Genomic DNA, 14,031 nt, shown 5'->3' with positions numbered 1-14,031 from the left:
ACTTAATTTTCCTTTGCTAACTTTCTTTTTAGTTTTACTTTCGTACTTTATATTTAATAAATCTAAATAAGAATAACATGAAAATTATTATTTTAATTGCTGCTGCGCTGCTATCAGTTCAGGGATTTTCGCAATCAAATCTAAAGGGTAGAGTTACAGACCAAAATAATCAAACAGTCATAGGAGCTACTGTGCATATTAAAGAATTAGGAAATAATACGATTACAGATGTTTCTGGAGATTATTTGTTGTCTAACATAAAAGAGGGAACTTATTCAGTTAGGATTGAAATGCTTGGTTACCAAACTAGAGTCAAAAGCTTTAAGTTTGATGGTACTAGTTCAGTAGTATACAATGTTACTTTATCAGATGATATAAGCCGTTTAGATGAAGTTGTAATTTCTGCCAGCAGGCACTCAGAATATTTATCAGAAATACCGGCTTCGGTTACAGTTATTGGACAAGCTACACTGCAAGAGTTTGCTAAATCTACTTCAAATATTAGTGAAATACTAGAATTTACAGTGCCAGGTTTAGCGATGTCTTCAGGTACTTTTTCTAACTGGGGACAAACATTACGTGGGCGATCTTTACTAGTTATGGTTGATGGTATTCCGCAATCTTCACCTTTAAGAAACGGACAATTAGGAATAAAATCAATTACTCCTAATGATATTAGTCGCGTGGAGGTTATAAAAGGAGCTACTTCTATTTTTGGTAACGGTGGTAACGGCGGTTTTATTAATTACATTACTAAAAAACCTAATTCTATCAAAAAATTTGAAGGCTCCACCAATGTTTGGGGTACATCTAATGTAGCAGAAACAAAAGACGCATTAGGATTTGGGGTTTATCAATCCTTTAAAGGGAATTTAGATAAATTCAGGTATTATATTAGCGGGAGTTATGAAGAAACGGGCAATAAATATGATGCTAAAGGCATTCCGCTTTTACCGACCTATGGATTTGATAATTCTAAAATATACAGTACGTTAGGAAAGATTGAGTATCAATTATCTGCAAATCAAAAAATAACGCTAGGAGGGAATTTTTATAAATCGACACAAAACTCTCCATTTATTCCTGTAGCTGCCATAGTTGACGTTTTTAATAAAGAAGGAGATTATGCCATAACAGCTGGATATGGTGAAAAAGGGACTATTGTGGGAGAAAAAGCTAATGGTTCGATCCTTGGTAATGCACAATTGACCTATAATTTAAACAATATATTTTCTGAAAATACAGACTTTCAAACTGATTTATATTACCAAAACACAGAGAACATTTTCTTTTATTCTGATAAGTTTGAAAACGGAGGCCAATCTGTAATAAATGCAGAAAAATATGGATTAAGACCAAATTTTATCACGAAGTTATCAGACAACAAGGCGGCAGATATTACACTTACTTATGGTGTAGATTTACTTAGAGATAAAACCAATCAAGGATTATTAGATGGTAGGTTATGGGTGCCTAATATCGAAATGATTAGCTGGGCGCCTTACGCACAATCCACCCTTAAATTTAATGAAAAATGGGTTGTCAAAACGGGTTTGCGTTATGATGATATTAATATGGACATTGTTGATTATAGTACTTTGCCGTATTCCGGTAAAAGTGATGGTAACTTTAGCCCGTCTGTAGAGGTACAGGGTGGTAAACTAAACTTTAATAATCTCGCCTTTAATTTTGGTGTACGTTATATTGAGCATCAAGAATTTATACCATATGTAAGTTACTCACAAGGTTTTTCAATTGCAGATTTAGGTTCTGTATTACGTTCTGCAACAGCAAGTAATATTAATGATATTCAGTTAGAAGCTGCAGTGACTAAAAACTATGAATTTGGTTTTTTATCTAAATTTAATAACCTGAAGTTTGAGGCTGTTGGGTATTACAGTACCTCAAGTTTGGGTACGGGAATTGTTTTTGTTGATGAGCTAAATACATTTCAACCTTCAAAACAACCACAACGCATTTATGGCGGAGAGGTTGCTGTAGATTATTTTACGTCAAACGATAAATGGCAATTTGGAACCTCTTATTCGTATGTTGAAGGTACAAAATATAATATAGGAGATGAAAATAACTTAAGCTATTTAGGAGGTGATGTTATCTCCGCACCAAAATTGACTGTGTATGCAAATTGGAGACCGATACCAAAAGTAAGTACTTCTATTAGAGTTACCAATTCGGGAGACAGAGAAAGATTTGATCCTTTTTTAAATGTAAACACTAACAAATATGAATATAGACATACTGAATTTCCAGTAAGTGGTTATACCTTAGTTAATCTTTCTTTGGCTTACCAATTAGAACCTAACTTGTCTGTGTCCTTAGCGGTAAATAACTTGTTAAACGAGTATTATCTTCCTGCAAGATCGCAATGGGCATCCCCATTAAAAACATTTACAGGAGCTGGCGAAGGGGCTAACGCTAAAGTAAGTTTACAATATAATTTTTAATTTCTGTTTGATGGCTTTAGGGAATATAGTGCGTAAAATTCATTTTTGGGTAGGTATTACATGTGGTTTAGTTGCTTCGATTTCTGGCCTTTCTGGTGCTATGTATGTATGGCAACCAGAATTCAGCGCGGCACTTAACCCTGAGCTATTAAAGATGAAAAACATAGATAGTTTAGAGGATGACGTTTTTTTAAAAACGGCATCCTCTTTAGCAACGACGCACTCGGATAGTATTAGCAAAATGTTTCTACCATATAGAGAGCAGCAAACAATTTCTATTGAATTTAAAAACGGGAAAACCAATTATTATAATTCAGAAAATGGGCAGTTTTTAGGAGAGAAGTCAGCTTCAATTGTGTTTTTTGAAGATTTATTAAAATTTCACCGTACCCTTTTCATTCCAAAAATAGGCAAGTATGTGACTGGCACAAGTACTATTGTTTTTCTTTTATTAATATTGCTTTCGGGAATTTACATTTGGTACAAAACCTATAGTTCTACCCTTAAAAACGGGTTTAAAATTAAATGGAAGAGTAAGAAAAAGAAATTTAATTTTGATCTTCATAAGGTATTGGGGGTTAGCTTTTTTATCCCACTTTTGACAATTTCCTTTACAGGTGCCTATTTTACGTATAATTCCTATTATAAAAAGGCGCTATCAGTGCTAGATAGTAGAACAATTCTTAAACAAGAAACACAAAATAAGAATCCCCCATCCTTTGCAACGATTTTATTAGATTCCGATAAAAGTTATGACTTGCGTGCCATTTACTATCTTAAAGATGCAAATGACAACTATCGGTTTAGATATATTGAGAGTAGATTTAAAACGCAAGGACTTAGAAAAACCAAAGAACTGACGGTTAGCACAAACCTAAAAACAATCTCTTTAACAGATTATAGGAATGATGCTACTAGCAACCGTTTGGCAGCACAATTTTACCCTGTACACACAGGTGAAATTGCAGGACTATTTGGTAGGATTCTTGTTTTTATCGCTGGACTTATTCCCCTTACATTGTATATCACTGGCTTTAGGATATATCTTTCTAAGAAACGAAGACTAAGGAAGTTTCCTGGTTGACGGCAATTTATTGTCACCGCTAAAATTCAAAACTGGGGATTAATCTTCACCCAGTTCTAAACTATATTTGAAAAAAGAGTTCAACTTTAATTAAAAAGTCAAACCCCTATATTTTTAAACTTACACACTTTTTACAGAAGTGTCTTTTTTTGAAAAACAAAAATAAATCAATATTTTAATTGTAAATCAACACAGAATCTATCGAGATCGAGTTGTTATTACCAGTAATACTTAGCAGTCTTTTAAGATAGCCGATAACGCCAGTCTATAAAATAACCTCCGTCACATTACCCTCAAATATAACCAAACACCGTTACAAAAAGAAGATTATTCTTATCTGAAGAATCGAATTGAACTCATCTTTTTGCTAACCGCCGTATACGTGACCCGCTTGGTTTATCCTGAGCGAAGCCGAAGGGTTCGGTGGTGTGTGTTAGTAGATATTGTCCGTCAGCTTTTTCTTTAAGTATTATTTTTGATGATTTTAAAGCCTTATTTACATCTTCAACAGCTTTTTTATGGTCTAATTTTTCATCAAAGAGATAATAATCTGGATTTACTAACGATATTATTACTTTGATTAAATCTCGATTTGGCAAATTTTCGATTTCGCTTGATTGCTCATTAAGTTTATTTAAAACGTCTTGAACCCAAGAATGTCGGGTTGAACCGTCGTGAACAAAGTCTAGGTCATTGTCTATGAAAAATTTTGTCAGTTGAGATGAAGAACGATAAGAGAAATGGTTAAAAGCTTCGTTCCCACATATCATTTCGGATAATTTCGTTATCGCAGGTCTGCTAATTTTCATTCAAGTGTTTTTTGTAGATATTAATTGAGTAATGTTATTTTTTTTAGTTTCAAGTTCTGAAATTAGCTTGTTATTTAATTCAATATTTTGGTTTAATTTCTCTGATATCAATAGCAAACGGCTTTCTAACTCGTCAACAATTTCCATTTTCTTTTTTTTGTCTATAGGTTGCTCTTTATCCCAAACTCCATTTTGAACTTGATAATATACTAATCTATAAAGAAATCCAACAGCTGAATTGAAATCATTTCCAGCACAATGTGCTAAAAAACTACTTAAATCATCACGTAAATTCCCTGCTCCAAAATCATTTTGAAATTGATATTGAAAAGGTAAAATACTAAATAATTTTGATTGCAAAATTTGACCTAACTGCACCGATTGCTTTTTTAGAGAATTCAGTAAATTCAGTCACAGAATAATAACCAATGTAAACAGTTGTTAAGTCTTGAAAGTCTTTATATGTTTCCGCTACTCTCTTATCTATATCGAGTTTCCAAAACTCTTCAATTTGAGGTAAAATACTTTGTTTATGTTCTGGTGTCATATTCTGTTATTGGTTTTAAGTGTCATAGGGTCTGCTTGCTTGTAACTTGTAAATAACATCAACAAATAACGCTTTTTTAAAGTTTTACCATATGTCAAGCTATTTATTCTAGTTCGTAAATAAAGACTTTTATAAGTATTGTTACAATACCCACATTTAGTGATATTTTAACTTAAATTGAATATACACTAGAAAGCTAATTTTATAGGTAAGGGAACTTATGCCCAAAAGTGAAGGAAAACACTCAAAAACCAAGCTTAAAATGCATTTGTACGGACTGGAAAAAGCCGAACGTAAAAGGAAAAACCTGATGCGACTAGGGATTGACAAAGACCACGCCTATGCTTGGAGCAGAACCAGAAAAGGAGGCTGGCGCATTGCCCAAAGTCCGATTCTAACTTCTACAATTACCCTACTACGGCTCAAGAAGAAAGGGTATCGGTCTATGCTGGAAACCTACATTGAATTCAATCCATCACTTTGCGAACCGCCGTATACGAGACCCGTACGTACGGTGGTGTGTGAGGCACACTCAGTCAGTTTCTGGCGGAGCCGTCTACTCGATTAGTAATTGCCTTCATCGATCATTTGTCTTATTTCAGCGCGTCGCTTTTCATCAATTTCTCTATGGATTTCGTCGTGACAATTTTTGCAGACAGAAATTAAATCTTCCAACGCTTCATCATATAATCTTTCATAAGTTTTGTGGTGAACTTGTTCAGCAGGTTTCTCTTTACAGACTTGACATAAATTTTCATCCCGAATTAAAACTTCTTTTCTTTTTAATGCCCAAGCATTAGAACTCAAGTATTCGGTATATTTTGCAAATCTTGAAGTGCTATAATTTAATGGCTTTACAAACTCCCACAATTGCGTTGAATTTTCTTTACGTTCATTTGCCCAATTATTATAGTTCGGATAACTAAATTTAAATCTAATTTCTTTTGAATATTGTTTTGACTTAACGGTTTATTTCTATCCACGCAACCTCCACAATTTTGACATTGTCTATGAAGCCTCAACCTTTCAGGATTTCTATTATCAATAGTAACATTAAAAAAAGGATCATTACAACATTCGCCAAGAGTTGTAAGAATTAAATTATTGCAATCTACACATTGCAAGATATTATGAAATTTATGTGTAGAATAAATAATCGTTTTTTGGCTATTGCATCGAGAACATTTTTTCATCAAATAAATATTAATAATTTTCGGTTTTTTTTAAGGTTGTTGCTAACGTTATACCGCCTTGAGTTTGCTGGAAGTTCGTAACCGCTCAATTTTCCGTTTAACTAAAACTTGATGCGAAACGGTAATTCCACTAAATTTCAGCTAGCTCAAAGCAGTTAGGTGCTGGCATCTTTCAAATCTACTTTTATAACATCTTTACTATCTATTTTTCGTATTACTAAAGTTGCAACTTCTAACTGGTCTTTATGGTTGCCGAATTTCCAGTTTTCTAATTTTTTCTCGCCAAATAAATAATAACCTTTAGTTTCCAGGTGCTTCAGTAAATTATTTAATGAAAGAGATATTCTTATATTTTGTACGGTTATGAGTTTTTCATCGACTGATACTTCATGTACACGAGCGAGATGCCCGCGCCAGGGGAAATATATTAAAGTGGATAGTTCCCAGCAACGGGAATTGATTAATCGCCATTTTTCAAGTATCTAAACCAATAAAATTAACTGCAATAAATTATACAATATGTATAATTTTTATGTATATTTGTCTAATGAAATTTTGCTTAAATGGATGTAAAAATATTAAAAATCGATGGAAATGTTTTAGTAAATGCTAAAATTTCAGATTCAAAATTATTAAAAGTAAATCTTCCGTCAGTGGCAGATGGATGGAGATTTAATTTTAATAAACACTCGAAAAAGAAAGGTTTTGAAACATATATTTTGGTGTCTGAAGAAACTTCTGAAAAAATTGAAGGTTGTTTAATTTTTGAAATGAAGGAAAAGATTGAACCCTATATGGCTTATGTTGAAATTGCTCCTCATAACAAAGGAACGATAAAAGAATATGATAATGTTGCAGGTTGTTTAATTGCATATGCTTGTCGGTTAAGTTTCGTAAAAGGAGAAGGTGACTTTGAAGGCTATTTAGCATTTGATGTTTTTGAAGAACATAAAGAAGAGGAAATAAAACTAATGGCAGTATATTCAAAAAAATACAATGCTTTTAAGGTTGGTGATACCTCTATGATTATTCCACCTGAAGGTGGGCAAAAATTAATTGATGAATTTTTAAATGAATGAATATGAAAACTAAAGAAATTCAAATTGAAGATATTTGGAATGATAAAAAGAAAGGGGAATTAAAAAAAGCTATATTATCCCATTCTACTACTCAATCCAGAGAACGAATATTAAGCAATCGGTTACTTTCTATTCAGTATAAATTAGAAGATTATATTCGAAATGAAAGTGATGATACAGAGGTTTTAAAAATTCTTGATTTTGTTAAGATGTATTTAAAAGTCCTTAATCTTTCTAAAAAAAGATTAGCAACTTATTTTGAAATGAGAGATAGTAATCTTCATAAATATCTTTCAGGGGAAAGAAAATTAAATGCACAAGTAGCATTGAAACTTAGTACATTTTCTCATACTAAACCAGAACAATGGTATAAAGTTCAACTAAAAAATGAGATGATTGAGTTAAACAAAGAAAAAGCTAATACAAAAGAATACGAAAAATATGATTACCGTAATTTAGTAGAAGTATAATAATCAAAAAAATAAATCTGAACTCATTGTGAAAATATTTTTTTTTATGAAAAAAAATGGAAAGCTCTCTAACGAGGGCTTTTTTACAAAGAATCAGTCAAGACTTATGTGAAATTTGCTAAAGAAATATGATTTATAGAATACTAGATACATGTAATTAGTAGTAAAAAGAGTTCTATATTAGCTGAAATAATAATTCTAAAATGGAATCAAATCTGAGTGAAATAGTAATTAATGAGAAAGGAAAAATACTTTTTTTTGCACTTCAACATTTTTAGATGACAAATCCAGAACATTAATAATTCAGGAAAATAAATGAGTATACCCATAAAGCGGTTAATCAAAATTTTTGTAATAATCAATTTTAATTTTTATAAATGAGTTCCGAAACTAGTGTATTTCAAACAAGATATTGATCCTGTATTGAAGGCCGCTTTTGCCCATTTGTGGTTTGTTACCATACATCCATTTGAAGACGGTAACGGACGCATCACAAGAGCTATAACTGATATGCAACTGGCTCGCGCCGACCAAAGTAAACAACGATTTTATTTGATGTCGGCTCAAATCCAAGCTGAACGTGATACGTATTATGCTATATTGGAAAGTACACAAAAAGGTAATTTAGATATTACTGACTGGTTGGAATGGTTTCTTGATTGTTTGTTGCGTTCTATGGCACAGACCGATGAAACTATTGCTGCAATCTTAAAGCGTACTCAATTCTGGGAAACTCATCGTGCTACCAACTTTAATTCCCGTCAACAAAAAATACTTCAACTGCTTCTTGATGATTTTTTTGGCAAGCTTACTGTTTCTAAATATGCCAAAATCACTAAAGTTTCTACTGATACTTCTCTTAGAGATATTCAAGATTTAATGGGTAAAGGTATTATTGAGCAAGAAGGAAGTGGTAGGAGTACATCGTATAAGTTGATTACTATTTAACCGTTTGTTCTTTAGTATTTTAATAACTTTTTGAAGATTATACATTCGCATTACTGCAGTAATTCTGTTTCGTAGCTAAATTGTCAGTTTTGAATCTCTAATTTTCGGGTTGAGATAAAAGATACTGGTTCGAGGTTGAGAGACATCGAAGAGCTGGGAAGGTCGCCTGAGTTATAGTAGCAAAACAGTTCTAAAAATCTATTGATACGGCGATCTCAAAGGCGAATGCAATTCGACGTGATTAGCTTTAGGACAACTTCTAGTATAATTCGAGGTCAGGAGACCTCGAAGAGCAGGTCGTATTTTTCGCGTATATAATATTTGCTATCGAGACAGTTGTTAGCCGTGCGACAGTAACGATAAAATTCCTGGTTTTGTTTGAAGAAAACTTTTAATTTAAGAAGTTCGGAGTTATAATATTTAGCTATTGTTTTATGGGAACCCAATGGCTTGTTGGTTTCTATAGTATAGATTTCGCTATAGTAAATCAGTTTAGCCGCAAACTTTGGTTTGATATCGCGAAAGAATTCTATTTCTTCTTTCTTGTTCAACGATTTGTATTTTATGAAAGAGGATTTTAGTCTCTCTAAGGCAGTAACGCTACTTTTAATGGCCAATTCAGCCGATTGAATTGGATTTTCTGTTTGCAGATGGATTACTTTTAATTGCTGTTCTAATTGAGACATCAAGGATTCAGAAAATAATTTCATTGAAGCGGTTTAAGATTTACAAATTGACTTATTTGGTAATTGAATTGGGCTGTAAATCTATTTGATGGTTGCTTGGGTTGCAAATGGTGTGGTGTTCGATTCCCGAATTGAATAGTGAAATTCCCGAATTGCATACTTTGTTTTTTGTATTAATGCAGAAATAAATGAAAATAATCACCGCCTATTTTTTGTTTACGACAAAACAAACAAGGTATGCCTCAATCTAAAATAACTACTGAATAGATAAAATGGCTGGACGGTAAAAACATTATTTTGTTTGCGCAACACTACACATTGTGTAGTGTTACGCAAAAAAAAATCTTATCTATAATTCATTAATTTCCTTTTCAATTAAACGATACTTGTCTTTTACGTCTTCGCCTGAATAAAAGTCTAATAAGTCTTTCTTGGTTAATGTTCCTTGACCCAAAAAGCGTTTCAAATATGCTTGGTTGAATTCCATAAGTAAAATTGATTTTTCCAATTGCTTTAAAATTGCTTTGTTGTTGTCAATGTTGTTTTGAACCAGTGATTTTATCGTCAATACTTCGTTAATGTCTTTGATGATACGGTTTACCATCATTGCCAAAATATCTTTGTCGAGTTCTACTTCTCTTGCATTTAAGGCAATGTCCCGAGCCAACATATACGCAATGGCTAAATTGCTGTAATCTCCTTTTTGTGAATTGATAATGGCAATAAAACCAACTCCTGGAATGTAACCTACATTCTCGAAATTCTTTAGAATGGAATTTTCTACCAAGGAAATATCAAATACAATCAAACTTACTTTGCTGTCCCTGTTGGCCTGCGCTTCTATCAACTGACTCCAAGCCGTATCAGACTTTCGAGTAAAAATATCTTTGCTTTCAATGTCGCCTAAACGAACGCTTTTGTCAAATTTACATTCGATGGCAATTTTCAAATCTGGTGTGCCGTTTACTTCACAGATGATATCGCCCGTTTTGTTTTTTGGAAGAATACCCGCTGTGTTACCCGTTAAAAATGCACGGTCTTTTAATCGCTTATCTAGAAAATATTGATTTAAAAATTCTGCGATTTCATCTTCTGCCAAAACGCCTTTGATGGTTGATTTATAGAACAGTTCTTTTTTCATTTCAAAAATCATTTTCAAACTTTCGAGTTCTGTTCCCAACTCATTGGATGTTTTTGAAAGAAAAGAGGAAATACGGTCTTCCATAAGTGCCAACACGCCAATGTAAATAGCTCGCAGCAATTTATCATCTCTTTCACTTGCAGGAAGATTGTCAAAGTAATTGAAAACAATTTGATTTTCGATTTCAAATTCCTTGATTTCAATACGTTTGAGTTGTTGGTTTATTTTAAGCATTTTTAGTTTCAATTAAATTAATTATTCGAGCAATTTTTTCATTTACCCCAGAATAAAAAGTCTCTTCATCCTCTTTATCACTATTGATAAAATTTATAAGATGTCCTCTCAAATTCTCATAAGCAATTTGAATCTCTTTGTTAAAAAAGGATGAATGACTGCTTGGCTTCTCTAAAAAATAAACAAAATCATTAAGTGTAGAAATTAAGAATTTATCATTTTTAATTATATGTCTTTTATCTTCTTTACATTTTGCAAACCCTGTTTTTATATTTTCTAAAATTTCAATGAAGTAAGTTTTGTCTTTTTGTCGTATTAAGTTAGTAAGTAAAATTGGACTTATATTAAAGTATCTATTTAAAGAGTTCTGTATATATAAAGTTGAAATTGATGGCAAATGAACATTTAAATCTGATTCAATACTTGAAATTTTCTTTTTTGCTTCATCAATATTTGTATCATCTATCCGTTTTTCAAGATTTTTTTGTTTTTCTTTTATATCTTGTACAGAAATAAGATTTACTAGTAATGGCAGAAAAATTCCAATTAAAGCCATAAAGCCAATACCAATTGCCATATATAGGTTTAATCTTTCAATGTCCTTATCAATAATGGTTTCTGCTCTGTTTCGTTCATTAAAAACCTCTTCTGCTAATGAATTAATATTCTTATTAATTTCAATTAAATCATTTCTCTTTATTAAGATAATAGAATCCTTATGATTAAGTTTATCAACATCAATTAAGTTAGTTTTAACATTTGATAGACGTTGATATTTTCCATTATACTGAGCTTTAAAACTTTCAATATTGCTGTTCGTTTTAACCCAATAAACTAAAAATAATCCAATAACCAGTATTGAAAAAAATACTAATAGAATATTTGTATAGTTTGCCTTGATTTTAGTAGCGCTCATAATTAATGAATTGAAATTTTCTTTGGTAGTTTGTAAAATAGTTCCCAATATTTATTGCCGTCATTTGAAGTTGTTGGACTATCCTTATCATTAATATCAAACATTCTCGCAATAAAAGTATTCTCGCTTAAGCTTATTTTATTTTCGTTATGAAGGTTTAAAAAATCTTTCTTTGTAAAATCATCAATTGCGTCTAATGCACTTCTAAAAATTAAATCATCGTGAGTAAACAATATAAATTGAAGAGGCATATCTGGAGTGTATTTATAAAAAAGTTCAATAATTTTTTGAAAGAAAACGGAAAATGAATTTTTACTAATAAAATCACTCGCAAAAAACAAGTCATCCATTACTAATGGTAAATTTACTTTATATCTCATTCGTGTTGATAGAGCAATACTCAGGCTAATCATTAAACAAAAAACTTTGTATCGAAAGGTGTTGAAATAAATATCCGGAGTTGTAGATTTACCATCTTTTTGAACAATTTTTGCCATTATTACTTCTGTTTGAAATATTTCACCATCAACATTTCTATCAATTTTTTCTAAACTTAGTTCTAAATTTATGGATTCTTTTTCGTCAATGAAATCATTCATTATTTTTTCTACAACTTCTTTAATAGATTTAAAATAACTAGTTACGATTCTGTCCTTTTCTTCATTAAGCTTTAAATTGAAAAACTTAATTTCATCCTTTATTTTTTTTAATTTTCCAACTTGAATATCAGCCGCTTTTAATTGTAATTCAAAATCTATTATTGTTTTTTCTATTATTGGAATTGAGGTTTTATTATCATTTATTTCTTTTTCTATAGCCTTAATTTTGTCATTTGAAGTCAATTCAGCACTATCACTTAAAGTTTTAATAAAATTTTGAATTTGCTGACTCCTTTCTTTAATAAAAATATTGATTTCACTAATTTTAGATGGTATAAATTCACAAAGAAGTTCTTTGTTTTCAATCAACAAATTTGATAGACTGCTAAATTCAGTATCTGTTGGAAACTGTTTATTAGATAATTGTTTTATAAAATTAAATAATTCATCATCGAGTAAATGTGGAGTCAATAATATCATCAACTCTCCCTCTTTATTTATTAAACTATCTAAACTGGTTTGTTTAGATAAAATTGAACGTTGATTAAAGAGTCTTTCTCTTATAATTTTTAAAGACTCCAATGAATCAATCATATTATTTGACAGAATTCTGTATGCAAGTTTTATTCTTCTTTCTGTTTCTTCATACTTTTTCAGATTTTTTATTCTATAACTAACATTTTTTTGTATTTCCTCAATTGACTTTTTAGAGTCTTGGCAAAATGGACAATTATCTTTGTTCTCAAGCAAATTTAACCCTTGTTCTAAGAATCCTTTTTCAACAGAAACCTCTTGAATCCCTGAAACTGAAATATATTCTTGATATGATATTTGAAATTCTTCAATATCATTCTTTAGTTTGGTTGAATCTGAATTTATAGTATGTGTTTCTTCTATGGCTTTTCTGAGTTCATTTATTATCTCTATTTTATTTAGAGTACTTGAATCTATATTTATCCCCTTTTTTAATTCATCTAGTTCAATTTGCCTTGACTGTATTAAGGCAAGCCTATTTTTTATAGTATCCTCATTTAATTTTATCTCAGAGACTAATTTACTTTGTTGATTTAATTCTTTACGTCTTGAATAAGTTGGTATCTGTTCTGTTATTGCCAATAGATCCAAAAACTCATTTAAACCTAATGCTTTGGCAATTATGTTATGAAATGAATGAGATAATTTTTGATCAGATGTTTCATAATCAATTCTACCATTTTCAATAATATCATACTCTGTAATAAAGTGACTATTTGTATTAAAGAGCTTAATATATTCATTAGAGAAAATTTTGTTTTCTATTGAATACTTGCCATCGAAAGTTTCAATATTACATTTTGGATTACCAAACAAAGGAAATCTTCTTAAGTATTTTAGATATTCCACATCATTTGGAATACCTGAACTTCTTAGTTTTTTCTCGCCAATTTCATTACCATATATCATTTCCAGCCCAGCAAAAATTGAAGATTTACCAGTTCCATTATTAGCTAAAACAATTGCATTATGACAGATTTCATCTTCAATTAAGTTAATGCCATATGGTATATTATCACTGTCTTGAATTGAGGGGATTCCTCTAAGGTTTGATATCTCGATGTTTTTTATTCTATAGTCTTTGTTTTTAAATATCTCTGGATTAACAATATTTGTGTTATTCTCAATTTCTTCAATTAGTTTACTAAAATCGAAGTTTTGTATTTCCGAAATAGAAAGTAAATTCATTAAGCTATCAAAAAAAGTGCTTTTGTCTTTCAAATCAAGTCGAGGATAATAATAAGCTATAACTCTCGAAATCACTCTTTCAGCAGAATCATTTTGAGCAATATCGATTAGGATTTTTCTAAAATTTGCTGTTTCCAT

The 14,031-nt window shown here is 31.1% G+C and carries 13 protein-coding genes and 1 pseudogene; 6 read left to right on the top strand and 8 right to left on the bottom strand.

What is annotated here, in order from left to right; genetic code table 11:
• Positions 1-77: 77 nt before the first annotated feature.
• Together EKL99_RS02140 and EKL99_RS02135 are read left to right on the top strand one after the other, a co-directional pair.
• On the top strand, positions 78-2,465 hold the full coding sequence (locus EKL99_RS02140) for a TonB-dependent receptor (protein ID WP_126562951.1): 2,388 nt from the start codon (positions 78-80) through the stop codon (positions 2,463-2,465).
• A 10-nt stretch (positions 2,466-2,475) separates the two neighbouring features.
• Positions 2,476-3,549, top strand: coding sequence for a PepSY domain-containing protein (locus tag EKL99_RS02135; RefSeq protein WP_126463452.1), 1,074 nt, complete (start codon positions 2,476-2,478; stop codon positions 3,547-3,549).
• 356 nt (positions 3,550-3,905) lie between these two features.
• On the opposite strand, the gene EKL99_RS02130 is transcribed toward EKL99_RS02135, so the two are convergent.
• The 3 genes from EKL99_RS02130 to EKL99_RS02120 are packed head-to-tail and all read right to left on the bottom strand — an operon-like array spanning position 3,906 to position 4,905.
• A complete protein-coding gene (locus tag EKL99_RS02130; protein WP_126463454.1) occupies positions 3,906-4,358 on the bottom strand; it encodes a hypothetical protein in 453 nt (150 codons plus the stop codon).
• On the bottom strand, positions 4,359-4,718 hold the full coding sequence (locus tag EKL99_RS02125; RefSeq protein ID WP_126576311.1) for a hypothetical protein: 360 nt from the start codon (positions 4,716-4,718) through the stop codon (positions 4,359-4,361). It lies immediately after the preceding gene.
• A complete protein-coding gene (locus EKL99_RS02120) occupies positions 4,699-4,905 on the bottom strand; it encodes a hypothetical protein (protein ID WP_126463458.1) in 207 nt (68 codons plus the stop codon). Before EKL99_RS02120 ends, EKL99_RS02125 begins: the two co-directional genes overlap by 20 nt.
• 263 nt (positions 4,906-5,168) lie before the next feature.
• Between EKL99_RS02120 and EKL99_RS14840 the strand changes: the two are divergent.
• Positions 5,169-5,404: pseudogene (locus EKL99_RS14840) on the top strand (group II intron reverse transcriptase/maturase); the annotation flags it as partial.
• Positions 5,405-5,469: 65 nt separating this feature from the next.
• Here the strand turns inward: EKL99_RS14840 and EKL99_RS02110 are convergent.
• Positions 5,470-5,775, bottom strand: a complete 306-nt coding sequence (locus tag EKL99_RS02110; protein ID WP_126455293.1) for an HNH endonuclease — start codon at positions 5,773-5,775, stop codon at positions 5,470-5,472.
• Positions 5,776-6,661: 886 nt separating this feature from the next.
• Between EKL99_RS02110 and EKL99_RS02105 the strand changes: the two genes are divergently transcribed.
• The 3 genes from EKL99_RS02105 to EKL99_RS14590 all read left to right on the top strand — a co-directional run bounded on the left by EKL99_RS02105 (position 6,662) and on the right by EKL99_RS14590 (position 8,595).
• Positions 6,662-7,177, top strand: coding sequence for a hypothetical protein (locus EKL99_RS02105; protein ID WP_126463460.1), 516 nt, complete (start codon positions 6,662-6,664; stop codon positions 7,175-7,177).
• A gap of 2 nt (positions 7,178-7,179) precedes the next feature.
• Entirely contained in the window at positions 7,180-7,647 is a 468-nt protein-coding gene (locus EKL99_RS02100; RefSeq protein WP_231507358.1) for a transcriptional regulator, read from the top strand.
• Positions 7,648-8,040: 393 nt separating this feature from the next.
• Positions 8,041-8,595 carry a Fic family protein gene (locus tag EKL99_RS14590; RefSeq protein ID WP_126576310.1) on the top strand — a complete coding sequence of 185 codons (555 nt, stop codon included), beginning with the start codon at positions 8,041-8,043 and terminating at the stop codon, positions 8,593-8,595.
• Between the two features lie 275 nt (positions 8,596-8,870).
• On the opposite strand, the gene EKL99_RS02090 is transcribed toward EKL99_RS14590, so the two are convergent.
• The 4 genes from EKL99_RS02090 to EKL99_RS02075 form a co-directional block, all read right to left on the bottom strand.
• A complete protein-coding gene (locus EKL99_RS02090; protein ID WP_231507357.1) occupies positions 8,871-9,305 on the bottom strand; it encodes an RteC domain-containing protein in 435 nt (144 codons plus the stop codon).
• Positions 9,306-9,630: 325 nt separating this feature from the next.
• Positions 9,631-10,656, bottom strand: a complete 1,026-nt coding sequence (locus EKL99_RS02085; RefSeq protein ID WP_126576309.1) for a hypothetical protein — start codon at positions 10,654-10,656, stop codon at positions 9,631-9,633.
• Positions 10,649-11,572 carry a hypothetical protein gene (locus EKL99_RS02080; RefSeq protein WP_126576308.1) on the bottom strand — a complete coding sequence of 308 codons (924 nt, stop codon included), beginning with the start codon at positions 11,570-11,572 and terminating at the stop codon, positions 10,649-10,651. Before EKL99_RS02080 ends, EKL99_RS02085 begins: the two co-directional genes overlap by 8 nt.
• Before the next feature lie 2 nt (positions 11,573-11,574).
• Positions 11,575-14,031, bottom strand: coding sequence for a hypothetical protein (locus tag EKL99_RS02075; RefSeq protein ID WP_126576307.1), 2,457 nt, complete (start codon positions 14,029-14,031; stop codon positions 11,575-11,577).

The organism is Flavobacterium sp. ZB4P23 (assembly GCF_003970375.1).
Classification (GTDB): Bacteria; Bacteroidota; Bacteroidia; order Flavobacteriales; family Flavobacteriaceae; genus Flavobacterium.
This window is presented reverse-complemented; position numbering and strand designations above follow the sequence as displayed.